The organism is Streptomyces sp. NPDC051582 (assembly GCF_040681715.1).
Lineage (GTDB): Bacteria > Actinomycetota > Actinomycetes > Streptomycetales > Streptomycetaceae > Streptomyces.
Genome location: NZ_JBFAZJ010000024.1, coordinates 59,279 through 81,971, shown reverse-complemented (window position 1 = coordinate 81,971; position 22,693 = coordinate 59,279). Strand labels below are relative to the sequence as shown.

At 72.8% G+C, this 22,693-nt stretch carries 9 protein-coding genes; 4 read left to right on the top strand and 5 right to left on the bottom strand.

Annotated features, from left to right (window positions below):
* Window positions 1–12 precede the first annotated feature (12 nt).
* The 5 genes from AB0M92_RS27580 to AB0M92_RS27560 all read right to left on the bottom strand — a co-directional run bounded on the left by AB0M92_RS27580 (window position 13) and on the right by AB0M92_RS27560 (window position 17,189).
* Window positions 13–7,440, bottom strand: coding sequence for a beta-ketoacyl synthase N-terminal-like domain-containing protein (locus tag AB0M92_RS27580; RefSeq protein ID WP_366105002.1), 7,428 nt, complete (start codon window positions 7,438–7,440; stop codon window positions 13–15).
* Window positions 7,441–7,651: 211 nt separating this feature from the next.
* A complete protein-coding gene (locus tag AB0M92_RS27575) occupies window positions 7,652–14,680 on the bottom strand; it encodes an SDR family NAD(P)-dependent oxidoreductase (RefSeq protein WP_366105001.1) in 7,029 nt (2,342 codons plus the stop codon).
* Window positions 14,681–14,735: 55 nt separating this feature from the next.
* Window positions 14,736–15,623: an alpha/beta fold hydrolase gene (locus AB0M92_RS27570; protein ID WP_366105000.1), complete on the bottom strand. Its 888-nt coding sequence runs from the start codon at window positions 15,621–15,623 to the stop codon at window positions 14,736–14,738.
* A complete protein-coding gene (locus AB0M92_RS27565; RefSeq protein ID WP_366104999.1) occupies window positions 15,607–15,873 on the bottom strand; it encodes an acyl carrier protein in 267 nt (88 codons plus the stop codon). The genes AB0M92_RS27570 and AB0M92_RS27565 overlap by 17 nt, the downstream gene beginning before the upstream one ends.
* Before the next feature lie 14 nt (window positions 15,874–15,887).
* Window positions 15,888–17,189 (bottom strand): FAD-dependent oxidoreductase, encoded by a 1,302-nt coding sequence (locus tag AB0M92_RS27560; RefSeq protein WP_366104998.1) that lies wholly within the window; start codon window positions 17,187–17,189, stop codon window positions 15,888–15,890.
* Window positions 17,190–17,662: 473 nt separating this feature from the next.
* Here AB0M92_RS27560 and AB0M92_RS27555 point away from each other — a divergent pair, with 473 nt between their 5' ends.
* The 4 genes from AB0M92_RS27555 (at window position 17,663) to AB0M92_RS27540 (ending at window position 22,579) form a co-directional block, all read left to right on the top strand.
* Window positions 17,663–18,073, top strand: a complete 411-nt coding sequence (locus AB0M92_RS27555; protein WP_366104997.1) for a DUF3291 domain-containing protein — start codon at window positions 17,663–17,665, stop codon at window positions 18,071–18,073.
* Window positions 18,070–19,632 carry an MFS transporter gene (locus tag AB0M92_RS27550; protein WP_366104996.1) on the top strand — a complete coding sequence of 521 codons (1,563 nt, stop codon included), beginning with the start codon at window positions 18,070–18,072 and terminating at the stop codon, window positions 19,630–19,632. Before AB0M92_RS27555 ends, AB0M92_RS27550 begins: the two co-directional genes overlap by 4 nt.
* Before the next feature lie 641 nt (window positions 19,633–20,273).
* A complete protein-coding gene (locus tag AB0M92_RS27545; RefSeq protein WP_366104995.1) occupies window positions 20,274–21,368 on the top strand; it encodes a SagB/ThcOx family dehydrogenase in 1,095 nt (364 codons plus the stop codon).
* Window positions 21,369–21,370: 2 nt separating this feature from the next.
* Entirely contained in the window at window positions 21,371–22,579 is a 1,209-nt protein-coding gene (locus AB0M92_RS27540; RefSeq protein WP_366104994.1) for a cupin domain-containing protein, read from the top strand.
* Window positions 22,580–22,693: the final 114 nt, after the last annotated feature.

Sequence of the window (22,693 nt, the reverse complement as noted above, 5' to 3'; positions counted from 1 at the left end):
CGTGCGCGGGGATCAGACCTGGTCGTGGTGGATCTCGATGCCGATGCCGCCCAGCTGGTAGATCCGCAGGGCGGACTTCCAGACGCTCGCGTCGCCGAGGACCCGGATCCGGCCCGGTTCGCGGCGCACCTCCTTGACGTGCACGTCGAACTCCATGTCGGGGTCGTCGCGCAGGATCTGGCCGCGGTACGACCAGGTCGTCTCGGTGCCGGAGAGGAGGGCGAAGCGCGGGTTGACCAGACCGTCGGTGAGTCCGGTCTCCACGGCGTACACCTGGAGGCCCTGGAGCAGTGCCTCCACGCCGAGCGAACCGGGCATCACCGGGTCGCGGTGGAAGTGGCAGGAGAAGTACCAGTCGTCGGGGCGGATGGAGCGGTGTCCGCGCAGGTACCCGCGGCCGTGGTCGCCGCCGGCGGGGACGACGTCGATCCACTCGACCAGGTCGAGGTGGCCCGCGCCGAGGCGGGGGGACTGCCGGGCGGCCTCGGCGGCGCGGTAGGCGGCGAGGTCGACGCGGCGGACGTCCGCGGGCCGCGGCGAGGACCGGTCCAGCCAGGGCAGCACGTGCTTGCCCTTGTCCAGGCCGACCTGGTTCTCCAGGGCCTTCGCGCTGAAGTACCCGAAGAGCGACTCGCCGGTGTAGAAGACCTCGCCGTCCGCGGAGAGTTCGTAGCGGTAGTTCTGGAGGATGGAGCCCGGCATCTGGTCGCTGGAGAGCAGGGTCGAGCGGTGCTGGATGGTCTTGCCCCGCAGGTCGACGTCCTTGACCAGGGTGGCGCGCCCGTCGAGGTTGCGGATGCTGAACTGCTCTTCGGGGAAGGGCAGGGTGGCGCCCAGGTAGTAGCCGAGCAGGATGGCCGCCTGGAGGCTCGACTCCATGTACACGCAGTTGGGCATGGAGGGGTGCCCGTTGTGGTCGTAGTACCAGGCGTCGTCCGGGGAGTCGTACTCGGTGACCATGACGGCCCCGCGCTTGAGGACGCCCCGGGTGCCCTCCAGTTCCATGACGCGGTCGACGAAGAGGAAGTCGCCGTTGGGGATGTACGGGGCGCGGCTGTCGGCGTAGACCTCGAACTCGGGACCCATCGCCGTGGCCAGGTCGCCCTTGGCCGCGTGCGCCATGTGGAACTCGCTCAGCAGCGCCGGCCGGCCGGTGGCCGGGCTCAGGCGGCCGAGGAAGTGCGGCACCTTGCCGCCGGCCTCCGGGCGGTACGGGGTGCCGGGCTTCTCCACCAGCCGGATGCCGAGGCCGGTGACGCCGATCGACGCCTTGCCGTCCCTGAGGACGATCACGTCGGCGGTGATCGCCGGGCGGGGCAGCAGGGTGAGCGAGGTGATGTCGACCCGGTACTCGATCTTCTCGGTGTCGGGGGTGATCTGGCCGCGGACCTTGACGTCCGTCTTGAGGCCGGGGACGGGCTGGAAGCGGGCGTCGGGGAAGGACAGGTGCAGGCCGAGGGAGAGGGCGTACACCTCCAGGAGCTGGACGGCCCCCTCCGCGACGAGCGAGCCCGCGAGGACCGGGTCGTCCGGGAAGTGGCTGGTGAAGTACCAGCCGTCCGGGACGAGGTGCTTGACGGCCTCGATCCGTCCCAGCCCCGCGGGGCCGCCCTTGCGGTCGAGGAGGGTGATCTCGTCGGCCATGCGCAGCCGCTCGGACGGGAGCCGCAGGGAGGTGTTGCAGTCGGCGGGCTGGCGGTGCGCCGGGCCGAACACCTCGGTGATGCGCCCCTCGGCGAGCCGTGCGAGGTCTTCGGGGGTGAGCGAGGTGCGGTCGGTGCGGGCCAGCGGCTTGAACGCGCTGGACCCGGAGAAGGTGCCGTCGCCGGCCGGCGGGCGGACCTTCGCCTGGAGGATGCCCAGGGAGCTCTCCAGTTCCTCGTCGGTGAAGAAGCCGGCGCAGGCGTTGTGGATCTTGAGGATCAGCTCGCCGTCGGCGTAGCAGTCGTAGTGGAAGAAGAAGAGGAGGGTGTCGCCCTGCTGCACGAACTGGTCGATCCAGATGTCGTAGCGCAGGGTCTGGCCGACGCGGGGCAGATCGCCTTCGAAGCTGAGGGTGCTGTCGAGCAGCCGGTAGACGCGGTCGCCGCGGTTGGTGAAGTCGGCGCCGAGGTAACTGATCAGGAGCAGGTCGCACTGGCCGGCCTCGATGGTGACGGCCGGGGGGACCTGGCCGTCGACCGCGTACCAGGCGTCGACCGGTACGTCGTACTCGGTCCGGATGAACGAGGGTTTGAACTCGCCCGGTTCGGCCTCCAGCGCGGTCACCCTGGTCGCGAAGTGGTAGGGCGGGGCGGGCAGGCGGACGCGGCGGCGGTACCCGTCGATCTCCGCGAAGCGCGGGCCGAAGACGTTGCCGATCTTTCCGGTCGCGAACTCCAGGAGGTCGTGCTCGTCCCAGACGACGCCCTCGGGCTTGGGAGGGCGGGGGGTCTGCGGCGCCGAGGGCGTCGGGGCGGCCTCGCCGGCGGAGAGCAGGGCGACGAGCTGTTCGCGCAGGTCGCGCTGGGCCCGGAGCACCTCCTGGTGCGCCTCCAGCATCTCGCTGCGGAGCCCGCGCACGAGGGTGGCGGTGGTCTCCTCGCTCGCGCTCGCCGGGGTCCGCACGGGCTGCGGTGCCGGCCGGCGCGCATCGGGGACGGCGCTCCCGGGCGGGGCGTCGGGGGTGGTCGGGCGCGGCCCGGCCGGCGGCAGGGCGGCGCCGGCCGGAATCATCGTGATGGGCTCCCGTTCCAGCGCCAGGGCTGGCGCCGGCGGCTGCGCGGAGGGGTGGGTCGGCATCGCGGTGTCCCATTCCGTGGTGGTTGCGGAGCCTTGGGCAGGCGCCGGATCGGCAGTGAAGAGGCCCTGCGCCCCGGCGACGGGAGCGGCCTGCGCCAGGCCCCCGCCCGCCGGCGCCACGAGCGGAGCGGCGGGACGGGCGGACAGGGCTGCGGGGATGGTGGCGGTCGTGCGGGAGGGCGTGCGGGAGCGGGCGGGCGTGGGGGTGAGGTGGGGCGTGGGCGTGGGGGCGGTCGCGCGGGTGGGGACGGCCGCGGGTACGGGGGCGGGGCTGGGGGCGGGGATGGCGGTGGGGGCGGGGATGGCGGTGGGGGCGATGGTGACCGGTGCGGACGGCCGCGCCGGAGCCGCCGCCAGGGCCCCTGCGGTCGGGGCCGCCGCGGCCGCCACCAGGGGCGGGACCGGGGCGCCGCCCGTGGGGAAGACCCGCAGGCCGGGCGAAGGGCGGGGTCCGTGCGGCAGGGGGGCGAAGGCCCCGAGGTCCACGGGGATGCCGTGGGCGGCGAGGCGGGCGGCCAGGCGGGCGATGTCCGTCGCCCCCCGGGCGCCCCGCCGGTCGACCGACACCGCCAGGTGCGGCTCCCCGGCGAGGGTCTCGTGGATCCAGCGCGCGCAGGTGCTGCTGGGGCCGACCTCGATGAAGCAGCGGTAGCCGTCGTCGTGGGCGCGCCGTACCAGCCGCGGGAAGTCCACGGTCTCGCGCAGCGTCACGGCGATGTTCCCCGCCACCGCGTCCGCGTCGAAGTCCGTCACCGGCGCGTAGTGGCGGCTGCTGTAGAGGACGAGGTCCCCCACGTCACCCGTCGGGTAGCGGTTGAGGTCGGCGAGGTCGGTCAGGACGCCGTCCACCACGGGGCAGTGCATGACGTGGTTGGCGGGCGAGCGGGCGCTGCGGCACGCCAGCTCGGCGATCAGGTCCCGGCACTGTCCGGGATCGCCCGCCACCACCGTCTCCTGCGGTGTGTTGACGTGGGTGATGAACACCCGCTCGTAGCGCGGCAGGGCCGCCCGTACGTCCTCGGCCGGCGCGAGCAGCACGTGCGTGGCCCACACCTGCGCGTCCGGGACCTCGTCGCCCAGGCCCCACAGCGCGCGCACGGTCCGTTTGGGTCCGCGCAGCATGTCGTCGAAGAGCGGCGAGGCACTGATCTTCTCGTCCCCGCGCGCGCTCTTCACCCAGCCGCCGGTGGCGAAGAGCATGCTGCTCTCGCCCAGGCTGTAGCCGAAGGCTCCGTCCACCGGGACGCCCAGGACCTCCCGCACCAGGTCGGTGGAGAGCAGGGCGTAGCTGGTGCCGGCCGCCAGCATCAGCGGGATGTCCTCGACCAGTTCGCCTTCGAGCCCCATCAGCTCGCGCCGGCCCAGCGGCTCGCGCGATCGGGGGTAGAGCGCCGCGCCGCGCAGGAGTTCGGCGGGGCGTTCGGCCTGGGCCTCGAAGCGGGGCAGCAGTCCGGGGAAGGCCCGGAACATCGAGCGGCCCAGTCCCAGGTACGAGTTGAAGGCCCCGGGGAAGACCAGGGCGACCTTGGCGCCGGGACCGAGGGGTCGCGCGGTGAAGCAGCTGCCCGACGGGGAGGACCATTCGCCGCCGGACCGCCATACGCCGGGCAGGTCCTTCAGGGCCTGGTCGATCTGCCGGACGAGTCCGGCCGGGTCGTCGGCCACCAGCACGGCCTTGAGCTCCGCCGGGCGGTCCGCGAACTCCGCCCACCAGTCCGGGGTCACCCCGCCGTCCGTGATCGCCGTGCGCAGCCGGGCCAGCCGGCCCAGCAGTCCGTCGAAGTCGTCCGCGGCTACCGGTACGACCAGGCTCCCGCCGGAGCGGCTCCAGTCGGCCTCGGCGATCTCACCGCGGACCCGGCCCCCCGTGAGCACGAGGTGGGCGTGGCTGCCGGCCGTGCCGACGACGCTGACGGAGGCGGCGCGCCGGCCGTCGCGGTGGGCGCGGAGCCAGGGCCGGGAATCGGCGGCCAGGAAGAAGGCCGAGCCCTCGGGCGCGCCGGCCCCGATCCCCTCCGGGGCGACGGGGAAGTAGGCGTGGTGCAGGCACAGCGCGGCCCGGATGAGCCCGGCGAGCCCGGAGGCGCATCCCGTGTCGCCGACGGTCGCGCGGACCGATGACAGGGCCGTGCGCAGCTCTCCGCCCGCCCGGTCCGCGGTCCAGACCCGGGCGAGAGCGTCGACTTCGGCCGCGTGCCCGGCTCCCGCCTCCACCAGTTCGACGTCCGCCGGGCCGAGACCGGCCGCGGCGAGGGCGTCCTGCGCGGCTCGTTCCACGAGTTCGCCGCGCACGGCGGGGGTGACGTCCGGAGCGTGGTGCACGGCGATCGACTCGACCGTGGCGTACACCCGGTGCCCCTGCGGCACCGCCTCCGGCCGGGTGACGACGACGGCGCCGGCGCCTTCGCCGAGGATCCGCAGCCCGTCACGGACGGTCCCCGGTTCGAGCAGCTCTCGCGCCAGGGTGTTCTCCGGTCCGGCGGCCAGGTCGACCGCGCCGACGAGCACGGCCTCGATGGTGGGGTCGAGCAGCAGCAGCCGGGCCACGTCGAGGGCTTCGACGCCGACCGCGCTGTCGGAGGACAGCGTGAAGGACGGGCCGGTGAGGTTCCACAGGGAGGAGACCCGGCTGGCCATGATGTTGCCGATGTAGCTGAGGACCTCGTTGGGCTCGATGGAGTCGTGGACGCCGTCGCGCGCGGCGCGGGTGAGGGCCGCCAGCTGCTCCGCGGAGGGCAGGGCGCCCGCGGCCGCGCACCATTCGGCGAGCTTGCGGCCCAGTTCGTAGCGGGAGCCGTGACCGTGCGCGCTGGGCTCCATCTCCATGCCGATGACCACGCCGATCCGGCGCGGGCCGGAGCCGGCAGCGGCGGCGCCCGGGCGCTTGCGCTCGTACCCTGCGTCGCGCAGCGCCTCGTCGGCGACGCGCATCATCAGCAGCTGCTGCTGGTTGAAGTGGTCGAGGTCCTTGGGCGGGATGCGGTACGAGGTGGTGTCGACCTCGAAGTCCTCGATGTAGGCGGCGCGGGGGGCCGCGCCGCCGCCCAGGCCGGCCCGGTCCAGGGGGCCGTTCTCGACGGTCTCGAAGCCGCGCCAGCGCTGCTCGGGCAGGTCCCTGACCGCGCCCAGCCCCTCGTATCCCGCGCGTTCGAACGCGTCGAGGGTGGCGTGGGAGCCGAAGTGGGCGCCCATGCCGATCACGGCGAGCGGCGGCGGCTCGGCGGCCCCGGCGGCCCCGGCGGCCCCGGTTGCCCCGGTTGCCCCGGCGGCCTCCGCGGCCCCGGCCTCCGGTGCCGACAGCACGACGTGGGCGTTCGTACCGCCGAATCCGAAAGCGGAGACACCCGCCCGGCGGGGAGCGCCCGGAGCCGGTTCGGGCCAGCTCACGGCCTCGCGCACGACCCGGTCGGCGATCGTGTCGGGCAGCGGCCGCTCGACACCGATGGTCGGCGGTATGACGCCGTGCGACAGGGACAGCACGACCTTGAGGAGGCTGGACATGCCGGCCACGGTCAGCAGGTGGCCGATGTTGGCCTTCACCGACCCGAGCAGCGGGCCGCGGCCGAAGAAGGCCTCGGCCCCCGCCAGTTCGGTGGTGTCGCCGAGCGGGGTCCCGGTGGCGTGGCACTCCAGGTACTGGATCGCGGACGGGTCGACGCCCGCCTCGCGGTAGGCGAGGTCGTACGCGGCGAGCTGCCCGGCCTCGTTGGGCGCGAGGAGGTGCTTGCCGGGACCGTCGTTGGTCAGGGCGAGGGCGTCGATGACGGCGTGGATGCGGTCGCCGTCGCGCCGTGCGTCGGCGAGCCGCTTGACCGCGATCATCGCGGCCCCCTGCCCGGTCACGATGCCTCGGGAGCGGGCGTCGAAGGGCTGGCTGAAACCGTCCTGCGGATAGGCCCTCAGGTCGGAGAAGGAGAGGTGGATCACGGTCGGATCGGGTGCGCAGACGCCGCCCGCGAGCATGAGGTCCGCGCGTCCGGTCTGCAGGTGCGCGCAGGCCAGTTTCAGCGCGTACAGGGCGGAGGAGCAGGCGGCGTCGAGGGTGAACCTCGGCCCCTCCAGGCCGAGGGCGGCCGCCACGACGCGGGCCGGCATGCCGCCCGCCCAGAGGTTGTGCGCGGTGACCGCGCCGGGCTCGGGTGCGCCGCCGGAGACGACCGCTTCGCCGGGGACGGACAGTCCGGCGTCCGCGAGGCCCCGGGCCACGGCCGAGTCCCAGAACTCACCGGCGAACCTCCCGGAGGCCGGGGTGGGGAACGGGTAGTTCCCGAACACCACCCCGGTCCTCCGGCCTTGCCGGCCGGCCGCGGTCGGGGGATGTCCCGCGTCGGCCAGTGCGTCCCCGGCCACCCGGAGCGCCCAGTGGAACGAGCGGTCCAGGCCGGCCAGGTAGTCGGAAGGAAGGAGGTAGCCCTGCGGATCGAAGCCCTCGGCGCCCGTGGCGTTCTCGTCGTACGTGCGCAGGAATCCGCCCCGGGTGCAGTAGATGCGGTGTCTGTCCTGCGGGTCGGTCTCCCGGGTCTGCGGGGCGTGCCCGAAGATCCGTTCGTCCCCGTCGGTGCGCGAGTCCACGCCGCCGATCAGGTTGCGCCAGTAGGCGTCGGGTGTTCCCGCCCCCGGAAAGAGGCAGGCCAGGCCGACGATCGCGTACTTGCCCATGGTTGGGTCAGCCTCCGGGTGTCCGAATGGATCGGTTCGGGAGTCGGGTTCGGGAGTCGGGTTCGGGAGTCGGGGTGGCGACTTGGGGTGGCGACTTGGGGTCGGGGTGGGGACCCGGGGTCGGGACCCGGGTCGCGACCCGGTGGTCCGGGTGGGCGCGGGTCCGGGCCCGGGCCCGGAGGATCCGGACCCGGACCCGCGTCCGAGGGGGTCAGACCGAGACGGGCGCGGCGCCGGTGCGCTCGGCCGCCCCGAACTTGCCCTCCAGCTGCGGGTCTTCCACGAGCGAGACGCCGTCCAGCACCTGGAGCACGCGGCCTTCGCGGTCGAGGGCGGTGACCGAGCAGGAGATGCCGCCCGGTCCGGCGACCACGTTCTCCACGGCGATCAGGAACTCCTGGTCGGCGGGGAGCTCCGCGTGGAAGCGGACGCTGGCGACCTCCATCGGCAGGCAGGCCCGGTTGCGGAAGCGCCGCACCCACACCAGCGCGGACTGGAGCAGCAGATCGGCCAGGACGGGGCTGTGGAACCGCCCGTGGTACGCGCCGCGCGCCGGCCGTCCGTCATCGAGCCGGGCGGCGAGCAGCAGCAACCGCTCCTCGGCGACGAGGACCGAGCGCAGGCCGCGGAGCGCGGGGCCGTGGAAGAGCGTGCCGTTCCGGTAGAACGGGGCCGCGTCCGTGCGGGTCGCCTCACGGGCGGCGCGGGCGAGGTCCGTACGGTCCGCGGGTGCGGGGTGCGCGACCGCGGCGAGCCTGGCTCCGTACGAGGGCCTGCTCTGTCCGGCTTCGTCCACGGCCGAGGCCAGCACCTCGACGGAGTCGGGGCGGGTGGCCGGTCCGGGCTCGATGAACAGTCTCAGCCGCGAGGCCGCCGGTCCTTCGGCCGCGTCCATCACCAGGCCCTTGAAGACCTTGAACGCGGACACCTCGGTCACGGGCTCGCCCGTCACCCGCTCCGTCGCGTTGACCAGCGCGCCCAGCGCGGCGGTGGCGGGCAGCACCCGCTTGCCGTCGATCGCGTGGTCGGCGAGCACGGGCTCGGCGGCGATGTCGGCGAGCGTACGGTCGATCAGCAGCGAAACCGGGGCGGACGCGTCGGCCTCGGCCGGCGCGGAGAGCGGCGTCAGCGGGCCGGCGACGATGACCGTGTCCTGGCCGCGCGCGGCCGTGAACTGCTCGGCGAACATGCCCGCGCCGGTCGCGACCGGCACCAGCACCACACCGCGCGAGGCGAACATCGCGCGCAGGTCGTCGGTGACCATCCCGCCGTCCCACGCACCCCAGTTGACGGAGGTCACCCGGGCCGAGGGGAGCTCGTGCTTGAGGCGTACGGCGAGCCGGTTGAGGGCCTCGTTCGCCACGGCGTAGTCCGACTGGCCCCGGTTCCCGAAGAACCCGGCGACCGAGGAGAAGAACACCAGGTGGCGCAGGTCGGCCGTGCCGCGGAGCGCGTCCAGTACGTTGCCCAGGCCGACGATCTTCGTACCGAGGACACGCTCGATCTCCTCCGGCGTCTTGTCGGAGATCAGCCGGTCGGCCAGGACGCCCGCGCCGTGCACGACGCCGGTGACGCGCGCCGCGTACGGTGCGAGGGCGCCGCGGACCGCGGCGGTGTCGGTGATGTCGACCACCAGGTACTCGACGTCCGCGCCGGTGGCCCGCAGCCGGTCGAGGTTGTCCCGGACGTCACGGCTGCCGGTCACCTCGCGGTAGACCGCCTCGACCCCGCGCGGGGTGGGCTTCTCCCCCGCGCCGGTGATCCTCTTGACGATGGCGCCCTTGAGCGCCGCGCCCTCAAGGCCCCGCGCCCACTCGGGCTCGGCGCCCACCTGGCTGCGTCCGAGGAGCAGCAGACCCGCGGGACGGGCCTCCACCAGCGCCCGGAGGCAGTCCGCGGTGATCCCGCGGGCGCCACCCGTGACGACGAGCAGGTCCTGTGCGCCGATCTCCGGTACGGCCGTGACGTGGCCGGCGGGCGGCTCGGCGGACGGTACGACGGTCCGTCGTCCCTCCGCGTCGTGGCCCACGTCCGCGGTGTCGGTCGACACGTCGTGGATCTCGTCCAGGAAGCGGGTCACGGCGGTGCGCTCGTCCAGGCCGGGGGCGAGGTCGACGGTCCGGGTGAACAGGGCCGGGACCTCGATGGCGAGGGTCTTGACGAGACCGCTCACGCCACCCAGCAGTGCCGCCCCGCCGCCGCTGCCGCGGTAGCCGTTCGCGCCGTCCAGCCGGGTCACCGCGACGAACGCGGCCCTGCCTCCGGCCGCGGCCGCGGCCTTCAGGGGGGCCTGGGTCCGCTTGGCCACGAGGACGGTGTGCGCCAGGCGGCGGACCCCGTCGGCCCACTCCCGGCCGCCCTCGGCGGTCATCTGCACGACGAGGTCGAGCCGCTCGGCCGTGACGGCAGCGGCGAGTTCGCCCTCGTCCCAGGTACGGAGCGACCGGACGGAGTCGGCCCGCCCGGAGAACGCGGCGGCGCCGGGAAGTCCGACGACGTCCACCTGCCAGCCGTCGGCGCTGAGCCCGTCGACCAGAGCGGGGGTCAGCTTCGAGCCGTCGTCCAGGACGAGCGCGGTCCGGCGCTCGGCATACGCCCCGACCAGGCGGCAGGGCGCCGGCAGCTCGCGTACGGCCGCGAAGGTCCGTCCGACGCCGTTCGCCTCGGGGTACGTGACGAGGAGCGGGGCCTCCGCTGCGGCGGGAGCCGGCGCCGGGGCCTGGGCCGGGGTGGACGTACCGGAGGCCTCGGCGAGGAAGCCGGCGATGTCGTCCAGGGTCCGCAGCTCGGCCATGCGCTCCGGATCCACGTCACCCGACACCGGGAAGCGCTCCTGCAACGCACCCATGATCTGAACCCGCTTGATCGAGTCGATACCGAGGTCCGCCTCGACATCCATGCCGGGTTCGAGCATCTCCACCGGGTAACCGGTCTTCTCCGCCACCACCTCCAGCAGCGCTTCCAGGACCGCCGCATCGACCTCGGCGGAGGGAGCGGCAACGGGAGCGGCAACGGGAACTTCGACCACCGGGGCGGGGACAGCCGCCGGGGCCGGGGCGGACGTACCGGAAGCCTCCGCCAGGAAGCCCGCGATGTCATCCAGCGTCCGCAGCTCGGCCATGCGCTCCGGATCCACGTCACCCGACACCGGGAAACGCTCCTGCAACGCACCCATGATCTGAACCCGCTTGATCGAGTCGATCCCCAGATCGGCCTCGACATCCATACCGGGCTCCAGCATCTCCACCGGGTAACCGGTCTTCTCCGCCACCACCTCCAGCAGCGCTTCCAGGACCGCCGCATCGACCTCGGCGGAGGGAGCGGCAACGGGAACTTCGACCACCGGGGCGGGGACAGCCGCCGGGGCCGGGGCGGACGTACCGGAAGCCTCCGCCAGGAAGCCCGCGATGTCATCCAGGGTCCGCAGCTCGGCCATGCGCTCCGGATCCACGTCACCCGACACCGGGAAACGCTCCTGCAACGCACCCATGATCTGAACCCGCTTGATCGAGTCGATACCGAGGTCCGCCTCGACATCCATACCGGGTTCGAGCATCTCCACCGGGTAACCGGTCTTCTCCGCCACCACCTCCAGCAGCGCTTCCAGGACCGCCGCATCGACCTCGGCGGAGGGAGCGGCAGCGGGAGCGGCAACGGGAACTTCGACCACCGGGGCGGGGACAGCCACCGGGGCCGGGGCCGACGTACCGGAAGCCTCCGCCAGGAAGCCCGCGATGTCGTCCAGCGTCCGCAGCTCGGCCATGCGCTCCGGATCCACGTCACCCGACACCGGGAAACGCTCCTGCAACGCACCCATGATCTGAACCCGCTTGATCGAGTCGATCCCCAGATCGGCCTCGACGTCCATACCGGGCTCCAGCATCTCCACCGGATAGCCCGTCTTCTCCGCCACCACCTCCAGCAGAGCCTCCAGCACCGCCGCATCGACCTCGGCCGAAACAGCGGGGGCAGCAGGGACGGCGGCAGGAACCTCCGCCACCGGAGCAGGAGCAGACGCAGGAGCAGGAGCGGCCTCGGTCACAGCGGCGGGCGCCGGGGCCGGGGTCTTCGTCGGCGGCTGTCCGTCTCCCCGCAGCGCCTCGATCAGAAGCCGCGTCGCCCGGTCGTGCGCCGTCGTGATCGAGGCGCCGTGCTGCTCGATGAGGCGCAGCGCCGCGTTCGCGTCGGGGTGGGTACCGGAGCGGACCGACGCCTCCAGGGTCTTGACGGCCTCGCGGATCGTCTCGGCGTGCGCGTCGAGGATCTCGGCCTGGAGGCCGAGCCCCTCGCGGGCGACCTCGCCGAGACCCTCCGCCTCGGAGCCGGACTCGATCGGCGCCGACGTGGGCACGGGCGCGGGAGTCGGCGTCGGCGTCGGCGTCGGCGTCGGCAAGGACTCGATTCCGACCCGGGCGACGGGCTCGGCCAGGGACTCCTTGTACGCGGCACGCCGGGCGTCGGTGACGTAGTTGATGCCGCGCAGCGGGATGGCCATGCCCTTGCCCGCCGGCGCCGCCACCACTGCGGCGGTGTGGTCGTCGATGCCCGAGACGGGAAGGCCGAGGACGGCCAGTTCGATCGCGGCGTACTTGAGCGCGATCTCGCTGTCCTTGGCCGGGCCGCCGTCCACGGCCACGGTCACGACGCCCTCACGGCCTTCGAGGACCTTGTCCACGAGGTCCGAGAGGACCCGCTTGGGTCCGAACTCGACGAAGACGCGGAAGCCGTCGGCGTACATCTCCTCGATGCGGTCGGCGAAGCCGACCGGGCGCAGCAGCTGGTCCACGAGGGTGCGCCGGCCGGCCGCCGTGTCCGTGCCGTAGGAGGCTCCCGGGGTGTTCGCGTACACGGGTATCCGGGGCGCGGACAGGTCGACGCGTTCCACGGCCCCGCGGAAGGCATCGGCGGCGTGGGCGACGAACCGGGTGTGGAAGGCCGCGGAGACGGGGAGCCGCTTGGCGGGGATCTTTCCGCCGGAGGCGGCGTCCGCGACGAGACGGTCGATCTCGGCGGTCGGGCCGCCGACCACGATCTGGCCGGGCGCGTTGACGTTGCAGACGGCCACGTCCCGGTACCCGGCGATGAGGGCCTCGACGGCCTTCAGCTCGCCGCGCACCGCGGCCATGGCACCGGGGTCGAAGTCGGCGGGGGCCTGTGCGGGCGGCGCCATCGCCAGTCCGCGGGCCCGGGCCAGCTCGGCGAAGCCGGCGTCGTCCAGCGCACCGGCCGCCCACAGCGCGGTCAGCTCGCCGAAGGAGTGGCCGATCACGCCCTCGGGGGCGAAGCCGAGCTCACGGAACCAGGCGAACTGGCCGGCGGACAGGGCGCCGATCGCGGGCTGCGCGAACTCGGTGCGCCGCAGCGTCTCCTCCTGGGCCGTACGGGTGGCCTCGTCGAACGCGGGCGGCGGGAACACGACCCGGCCGAGCGTCCGGGCCCCGCCGGTGAGCCGGTTCGCCCGGTCGTACGCGGCGAGTACGGGCGGCACGGCGAGCGCCGCGCGGCGGCCCATGCCGGTGTACTGGCTGCCCTGGCCGGCGAAGACCGCGGCGGCCTTGGCCCCCGCGGGGAGCGCGGAGCGGCGGTAGGTGATCCCCTTGGGGTGCTGCCAGGCCTCCGCGCCGGGCTTGGCGCGCAGCAGTCCGACGGCGGTCGAGCGCAGGGCGTCGAACTCCGCGTCCGAGCGGGCCGCGATGCCGATGCGGGCGTCGCCGGCGGGGATCCAACCGAGGGGGTCGGGGGCGGCGCCCTGCTCCAGGCGGCGGGCGAGGGCCTCGGGGTCGGCCGCGTGCCACAGGCCGGTGCGGGCCACGGGGCCGAGGACCTTGCCGCCGGCGGCGTCGTACTCCTCCAGGACCATGTGGAAGTTGGTGCCGCCGAAGCCGAAGGAGGACACGGCGGCCCGGCGCTTGTCGCGACCGGGGTCGGCGATCCAGGGGCGTGCCTGGGAGTTGACGTAGAAGGGGGTCTGCTCGGGGTCGACGGCCTTGCTGGGCTTCTCGACGTTGATGGTGGGCGGCAGGACCTTCTGGTGCAGGGAGAGCGCCAGCTTGATCAGCCCGGCCGCGCCGGCGGCGGCCTTGGTGTGTCCGATCTGGGACTTGACGCTGCCGATGGCGGCGTAGCCGCGGTCGTCCTGCTCCTCGGCGACGAAGGATCCGAGGGCGGACAGCTCGGTGTGGTCTCCGACGGCGGTGCCCGTGCCGTGTGCCTCGAAGAGCTCGACGGATCCGGGCGCGACGTCCGCGTCCTCGTACGCCCGGCGCAGGGCGAGCTGCTGGCCCTGCGCGCGCGGGGCGTAGATGCTCTTGAAGCGGCCGTCGCTGGAGGTTCCGATGCCGCGCAGGACGGAGTAGATCCGGTCGCCGTCGCGCTCGGCGTCGGCGAGGCGCTTGAGGGCGAGCATGCCGATGCCCTCGCCGATCAGCGTTCCGTCGGCGGATTCGTCGAACGGCCTGATCATCTGGGTCTTGGAGAAGGCCGGGGTCTTGCTGAAGCACATGTACATGAGGATCGTGTTCTCGGCGTCGCAGCCGCCGGTGATCATCAGGTCGGAGCGGCCCTCGACCAGCTCGCTCACGGCGAGCTTGACCGCCGCGAGGGCGCTGGCGCAGGCCGCGTCCACGGTGCAGTTGGTTCCGCCGAGGTCGAAGCGGTTGGCGATGCGTCCGGCGACGACGTTGCCGAGCATGCCGGGGAAGGAGTTCTCCTCCCAGGGGATGTAGGCCTTCTTGAAGCGCTCGGCGACCTCGTCCGCCTCGGCCTCGCTGAGGCCGACGCTGCGCACGACCTCCTTCAGGATGGGGGTCTGGAGGCGTGCGGAGAGCGGTTGGGTCAGGGAGTTGGCGCCGGTGACGCCGAGGATGACACCGGTGCGCGAGGGGTCGTACCAGCCGGAGTTCTCGGTGCCGGCATCGCGCAGGACGTCGCGCGCGACGGTCAGCGAGAGGAGCTGGAGGATGTCGGTGACCTCCAGCGTGTTGGGCGGCAGACCGAATTCCATGGGGTTGAAGGCGATCTCGGGCAGGAACCCGCCGCGCCGGGCGTAGGTCTTGTCCTCGGCGGTGGGGTCCGGATCGTAGTAGTCGTCGAGGTTCCAGTGGCCGGCCGGAACGTCTTCGATGCAGTCGTTTCCTTCGACGATGTTGTGCCAGAACTCGCGCAGGTTGCGGGACTGGGGGAACAGGCCGGCCAACCCGACGATGGCGATGGGTGTCTCGGCCAGACGTGAGTGGTGCACGACGGTCCTCTCGTTCGAGTGCGGCGGGTGGGCGGGGCCCGAAATCCACGGTTTTTCAGACGACGGCCGAGCCGGCCAGCAGGCCGGCGAGCGCGTTCACTGCCTCGGGGTCCCGAAGCATCGTGTAGTGGTCGCCGGGGACGTCCACCTGCCGTACGGGACGGCTGCTGAGGCCGCTCCAGCCGAGGTCGCCTTCGGCGGGGAGCAGGGAGCGCTCCGGCTTGACGAGGGTGAGGGGCCGCTCCAGCGGGCCCGGCTCGTAGGGTGCGGTGCAGCGGTTGTTGCGGGACAGGCCGCCCTGGTAGGCGGCGTACAGCTTGCTCAGTCCGGCGAGTTCCGTGTCGGCCGGCAGGAGGCCCTGGGCGATGGCGGCGTCGAGGACCAGGTGCAGTCCGTCCTCGGGCACGGCGAGGGGCGGGATGCTCACGGTGAACGGACTGCGGCGCTTGGCGCCGAGGTACATGGCGAACCAGTCGAGGAGCATCGCCGCGTCGAGCAGTTCGTCGGTGCGCTTGAAGGCGGGGACGGGTGCGATGCTGTCGAGCAGGACGAGGTCCCGCAGGAGCGCGCCGCGGCCGGTCGCGTCGAGGCGGGCGGCGATCTCGTAGGCGACGACGCCGCCGAAGGACCAGCCGGCCAGCGTGAAAGGCCCGGTGTCGATCCGTGCCGCCGCCAGTTCGTCCAGGCAGCGGGCGGCCAGGTCCCCGATGGAGACGGCCGGCGCACGCGGGTCGAGGGCGGCGGTCAGGAACTCGGGGACGTTGCCCAGGTCGAGCAGGTACACGGCGGTGTCCGCGGGCAGCCGTGCGGCGAGCGTTTCCCACTCGGCTGCCGCCAGCGCGCCCGGGTGGACGGCGCAGATCCGCCGGCCGGCCGGGCCGTCCGCGTCCCGCAGGAGCCGCAGGACCGGACGGGGGGCCGTCGGGTCAGGCCGCGGCGACATTGCGCGCGCTCTCCTCGGCGATGTGCTCGGACAGCGCGGCGACGGTCGGGTGGTACCAGAGCGCGGTCGCCTCCAGCTCGAAGCCGAGCCACTTCTCCAGCTCGCCGGCGAGGATGAGGGCTTCGGTCGAGTCGAGGTCGAACTCGTCGAAGTAGCGGTCGACGTCGATGTCGGCGGGCTCTACGCCGAGCCGGACGGCCAGCTTCTCCACCAGCCAGGCCTGTGCTTCCAGTGCGGTGACGGTCTGCATGGGACTGCCTCGATTCACTTCTTGACGGCGCGGGGGTTGATGTCGCGGTTGATGGACTCGGCGGCCTTGAGTCCGGAGACGAATCCGGCCTCGTGGGACCCGATCAGGTCGTGGCCGATCTTCGGGGAGTGGAAGTACGAGCCGGCGAGCTTGATCCGGCCGGTCTCGTTGACGTCGTAGATGGTGCGCTGCATCGTGCGGACGCCGAGATCGATGATCGGGTGGGTGAAGGGCAGTTCGCGGATGACGAACTCGTCGCGCGGCACGATCGGGGAGTCGAGCGTGACGAAGTAGTCCTTGCGGGCGGTGAAGCCCTGGAGCGAGTTCATGTAGTACGCGACCCAGGTGCGGGTGCGGCCGTCGACCGTCTTGAGCCCGTAGTTCCAGCTCTGCCAGCGCTCGCGGTGGGGCGGCATGGCGGCGGGGTCGGTGTGCAGGACCGCACTGGTGGAGCTGTAGCGGACCTTGCCCAGGACCTCGGCCTGGAGGGCGCTCGGCCGTTCCAGCATCGCGAGGGTCTGGTCGGCGTGGGAGGCGAGGACGGCGTAGTCGTAGCGTTCCTCGCCGTCGGCGGTGGTGACGACCACGCCGTCCGCCTCTTCGCGGACCCGGGTGACCGGGCTGGAGGTGCGCACCTTGCCGTTGATGCCGGCGACGACCCTGCGGACGTACTCGATGCTGCCGCCGGCGACGGTCTTCCAGGCGACGGTGCGTCCGCCGAGGCCGCCGGGGTCGTGCGACATGAAGAAGGCGATGACGGTCGTCGCGGGCATTTCCCAGATGAGTTCGGCGGGGACCGACCAGACGGCGGTGGCGAGCAGCACCACGTAGCCGTACTTGAAGGCGTCGGAGTAGCCGCCCCGCCGCAGGTACTCGCCGAGCGCCATGTCGGTGCGCTTGCGCAGGAAGTCGCGGGGGGCCTCGCGGTGGAAGCGTTCGGCGTCCCGCCACAGGGTGAGGAAGTCGGCCGGATAGCGCTGGGCGATCTCTTCCTCGGAGAGTTCGAATTCGGCCGTCCCGTAGTCGAGGCCGCGGTCGAGGTCGAAGAAGTCGAAGCCGCCCGTGTGGTCGAGGGAAGGGGCGCCGATCTCCTCGAAGAAGGCCGTGATCTGCGGGTACGTACGGGAGTTGAAGACCACGAAGGCGGTGTCGATGCCGATCGTGCGGCCGTCCTCCTCCTCGACCTCGACGGTCAGCGCGTGGCCGCCGGGCCGGTCGTCCTTCTCGTACACGGTGACTTCGACGTCGTCCGGCAAGTGGTGGGCGGCGGACAGTCCGGATATGCCGGCACCGACGACAGCGACTCGGGTGGTCATGGCAGGCAGCCCTTCGGCTCAAGCGTTGGTCATGGAACCGGTCGCGTTGCGCGACGGCGGCTGGAGCGCAGAGGGGTGACACCTCTGGTGGGGGGCGGAACTTCGTGCTGTCGCCCGCACGGCGGTGGCGGTGACGGTGGCGGTAGCCGTGGCGGGGCGCGAGGTTCGGTGTGGGGATGGTGACGGCGGCGGCGGTGGCGGGCCGGCACGGCTCGAAACGTAGGTCTGGCGCCGCGCGGGGTCAAACGGCGCATCACGGATGCCCGGGCGCCCATCGGAAAGGCCGATGGGGCGGGGGGCCGTTGTCCGGATCCGGGCGTCCTCACGCACAGGGCGGAATCGAGCCAACTGTTCCCACGATATGAAGTTCCTCCTTCCGTGCTGTCCGGATGCGCCGCCCGTCCGCCTCTTGTCAGAGGCGGGTCGTTCCGCCGTGGTCCTGCGTTGCATGCCGTAGTAGAGGAGAGAGCTCCATGCCCACCATTCCCTGGATGCCCGGGGCCGCCGCCGGAGCCGCGCCAGCCGACACCGGCCAGGCCGTGGTCATGGCGTCCAAGCTCCAGGTCACCTCCCTGCTCCACGTCCCCCGGTTCTTCCTGCTGTCGCTGGTGGTCTGGAAGCAGGTGCGGTCGGCGCCGGGGGTGATCGGTGCCTCGTTGCGGGCCGAGCCGATGAAGAAGACCTTCTGGACCCTGTCCGCGTGGTCGGACCAGGAGTCCCTCGACCGGTTTTCCCGGTCCGACCCGCATGCCCGGATCGTCAGCCGGCTGCGGAAGGTGATGGACCGTTCGGTGTTCGTCTTCTATCCGGTCGGCCGCGATGACCTGCCGGTGGCCTGGGACGACGCGGTGGCACGGCTGGCGGAGAAGGAGGGTGGCCGATGAGCACCACCATGGGCCGGACGCCGGCCGACGCGCAGGCCGAGGCGGCGGCGCCGGCGAAGCCGGTGATCGAGCACGGCAGGCTGGTGCTGGCCGTCGCCTGTCTGGGACTGTTCATGTCCTTCATCGAGGTGACGGCCGCGATCTCGACCTTGCGCGCCCTCCAGGTGGACATGCAGGTCCCGCCCGCCGACCTGAGCTGGGTGTCGAGCACGTACACCCTGGTCGTGGCGGCCTGCGTGCTCTCGGGCGGGGCGCTCGGCGAACGCTTCGGCCGGCGCCGGGTGTTCGTCACCGGCGTGGTGGCGCTCGCCGCCGGTTCGCTCGTGGTCGCGACGGCGAGCGGTTTCGCGCAGGTGCTGGTGGGGCGGGCGATCAGCGGGATCGGCGGCGCGCTGGTGCTGCCGACGTCGCTGGCCATCATCACCACGACCTTCTTCGTCGACCTGCCGCGCATGCTGCGCTACATCACCATCTGGGTCTCCATGTCCGGCGTGGGTCTCGCGGTCGGGCCCCTGCTCGGCGGCGCGCTGCTCGACCGCTTCGACTGGCCGGCCGTCTACCTCGTGAACACGCCGATCGCCGTGGTGACGGTGGCGCTGGCGCTGTACGCGGTGAAGGAGACCAAGGTCGCCGACCGGGCGCTCGACCTGGGCGGCCAGTTCCTGTCCGTCGTCGGCCTGGGCACCCTGGTGTACGGGATCGCCGTCGGCGGGCGGGCCGGGTACGACGACCCGGTGGTGGTGGCCTCACTGGTGGTGGCCGCGGTGTCGCTGACCGCCCTGGTGCTGGTGGAGCGGCGGGCTCCCGTGCCGATGCTGGACGTCCGGATGATGGGTTCGCTGCGGGTCTCGGCCACGCTGGTGGTGTCGGCGAGCGCGCTGTTCACCTTCGTCGGCGTCATCTTCCTCGAAGTGATGTACCTCCAGCGGGTCCAGGCGACCCCGCCGCTGGAGACGGGCCTGAAGCTGCTGCCCGCGATGGTCGCGTTCGTGCTGTCCACCCTGGTGGCGCAGCGGATCGCGGCGAAGGTGGGACCGGGCCGGCTGCTGGCCGCCGGTTCCGTGGTCACGGGCGCCGCCGCGGTCGTCCTGGTCGGGCAGCAGCCGGACAGTGCGTACGGGATCACGGCCCTGGGCCTGGCCCTGCTGGGGCTGGGCAGTGGTCTGGTGGTCGCGCCGTCGACGGCAGCCGCCTTCGCGGTGGTCCAGCCGGCCCAGATGGGCTCGGCCTCCAACGCGGTCACCGCCTTCCGGCAGGTCGGTTCGGTGCTCGCGACCGCGGTCCTGGGCTCGGTGCTGGCCGTACGGTTCATCGGCGTGCTCCCGGACCGGTTGGCAGCGGCGCACGTGCCCCAGCCGGTCGCGTCGGCGGTCGTCGAGGTGGCGCGCAGCGGCGGCAATGGCAGCGGCCGGTCCTCGGCCTCGGTGACCGAGGCCGTCAACGCCTCGTTCAACGCGGGCATCGGTACCGGTATGTGGGTGGTGGCGGGAGTGTCCGCGCTGGCGGCCGCCCTGTCCCTGGCATTCCTCTCCCGGAAGGAAAAGGGCGCCGGCGCCTGAGCGGTGGGAAAAGGCGTCAGGAAAGCTGTCCGGAAAGCTGTCCGGAAAGGTGTCCGGAAAGGTGTCCGGGAGGGCGCCGGAAGGACACCGCGGGCTCGAACCCGGCCCCCTGTGTGCGGCTGCGGCACGGACGACGTGCCGCAGCCGCCTTCGCCGTTCCGGGGGCCGATGCCCGGATCGGAATTCCAGAAACAAGGATTCGGGAACGGCGATGCCCTCCGGATTCACCGCAGAAAACCCTTTGCCCGGCGCCCCGGAAATGGTGTTATTAATCCAACGCGGAAAGCACACCGCGGAAAACCGGAAACAGAGGGGAGGTGCAGAGAAATGGACATCGTCATCATCGAGGACCGTGAGGTCGTCGCTCACCACCCGAGCCTCTGACGACCGACGCATTTCCGAGTTCCCGAAGGGAGGTAAGGAAATGGACATCGTCATCATCGAGGACCGCGAGGTCGTGGCTCACCACCCGAGCCTGTAGTGAGCCCAGGGCCCGCACGTGAACGGGGTCCGCACAGAAAACCGTCCGGCTGCGAGACGGGCTGTGTCTCGCAGCCGGACGTTGCGCTCCACCAAGGGACCGTGCTGATTCCACCGTAAGCCCCGCAACGCGCCCAGGACACCGATGAGGAGATTCGATCATGAAGGTCCGCCGCCGGGAACACCTGGTCCTCAGCTGGCATCCGGACGGACTGCGGATGGGAATCCCCGGGCAGCGCCGCTGGATCGAGGTCACCCCCGATCTGCTCGCACTCCTGACGGAAGCCGGCGACGGGGCCGATGCGCAGGAGCTCGCCGAGCGCCACCCCGCCGAGGAGCGCGCCCGGGTGCGCACGGCCGTGGAAACCCTCACCGGCCTCGGCGTCCTGGTTCCGAACGAGGACGCTCCGCCGCTTCCCGAGCTGTGGGAGCGCTGGGGCGCCGTCACCGAGCGCTTCCACGACGAGGCCCGCAACGCCAACTACCTGGTCCACTCCCCCCAGCGGGTCGAGCTCGTCGAGGAAATCACCTCCGAGGGCGGCGCTCCGGACATCTTCAAGGAGTACCCCGACAACCCGGTCGTGATGCTGCCCCGCCGGCCGCTGCGCCTCGACGCCCCGGTCGAGGACGTCTTCGCCACCCGGCGCACGCACCGCAGGTTCACCGGCGCCCCCGTCTCCCTGGACCAGCTCGGGACCCTGCTCTTCCACAGCTTCGCGCCGCACCGGTTCATCCACGGCGGCCCGTTCGGCCCCCAGCAGTGCCGGGTCAGCTCCTCCGCCGGCGGCCGCCACGAGGTCGAGGCGTACGTGGTGGTCTACGACGTCGAAGGCGTCCAGCCGGGCCTCTACCACTACGCGCCCGCCCGTCACGCCCTGGAACTGCTGGACCCCGACGCCCCGCGGGAACGGATCGCGGAGCTGACGTACGACCAAGAGCCCTCGTACGAGGGGGCGTTCACGATCTTCACCACGGCCGTCGCCAACCGGCTCGCCTGGAAGTACCGCCACCCCCGCGCGTACCGCCTGTGGATGTACGACGCCGGCCACTACGGCCAGACCTTCGCCCTGACCGCCACGGCGCTGGGTCTGGGCCCCTTCCAGACCGTCGCGTTCGCCGACGACGAGGTGGAGCGCTTCCTCGGGGTGGACCCCGCGGAGGAGTTCGCGGTGTACCTGCTCTCCGCCGGTGTCCCCGACGGCCCCGGGCCGCTGGTCCCGGCCGACTTCGCCTTCCCGCCCCCTTCGAAGGTCTGACGATGCGAACGGCAACCGTTGACACGGCCACGACCGCACCCCGCGCGCCGGCGCCCGCCGCCCCCTCGGAGGGCGGCGGCGCACTCGCCACGCTCGTGGGCGACCCCGAGGAGTTCCTGCGCCGGCACTGGACCCGCACCCCCCTGCTGCGCAGAGCCGTCTCCCCCGAGGCCTTCGCCGGTCTCCTCTCACTGGCGGACCTCGCCGACCTCCTCACCGCCCGGGCCCTGCGGCTGCCCCACGTCCGCCTGGTCCGCGACGGACAGCAGGTCGCCGAGAGCACGTACACCGGCGTCCGCCGCATCGGGCACGGAACCGTGACCGACGCGATCGTCCCCGAGAAGGTGCTCAGCCACTTCGGTCTCGGCGCGACCCTCGTCCTCGACGCCGTGGAACTGCTCGTGCCCGCCGTCGGGTCGCTCTGCGAACGGCTCGTGGCCTCCCTGTCCTGCCCGGTGGACGCCGTCGCCTTCCTCACACCGCCCGCCCGCAAGGGCCTGGCCCCGCACATCGACGACGAGGACGTCTTCGTCCTCCAGCTGTCCGGCAGCAAGCAGTGGACCGTGCACGAGCAGTTGCGCCCGGTACCGCTCACCGCGGGCGCGCTGCCCCCTTCCGCGCTCGGCCCGGTCGCGCTCACCCCGCTGCTGGAGCCCGGCGACGTCCTGTACGTCCCGCGCGGCACCCCGCACCACGCCGAGTCCACCGGCGGCCACTCCCTGCACCTCTCCCTCGCGGCCCGACGGCCCACCCTCGGCGCCCTCGCCGCCGACACCCTGCTCGCTGCGCTGCGCGCGTCGGGGCCCGACCGCGATCTGAACAGCCTCGACCCGGCGCAGGAGATCGGCGCCCTGGTGCACGCGCACGCGTCCGGCGCATTCGAACGCCTGGACACCGTGCCCGTCGGCGACGGCGCGGAGCGGGAGGGGGCCGCACTGGCCGGCGTTCTGCGGGCACTCGCGGCCCTGGCCGCTCCCGGTACCCGCTACGCGGCGAGCGGCGACATCGGCCTGACGTACGAGGACGACGGGTCGGTGGTGGCCGACTTCGGGCGCTTCCGGGCCCGGTTCCCGCCGTCCGCTCGCGGGCTCCTGGAACGGCTCGCCGCGGGGGACACCGTTGGCGCGCAGGAGTTCACCGCCGACGGCGCTGCGGGCAGCGGCCCGTTGGGCCTGCTCCTGGTACGCGGAGCCCTGCGCCTCGCGCCCTGATCCCCGCCCTGTCCCCCCGTCCTCGTCCCCCTGCCTCCTGCCTCCTGCCTCCTGCCTCCTGCCTCCTGCCCCCTGTCCCCCCGTCCTCTGTTCTCCGTCCCGGCGCGACGACCG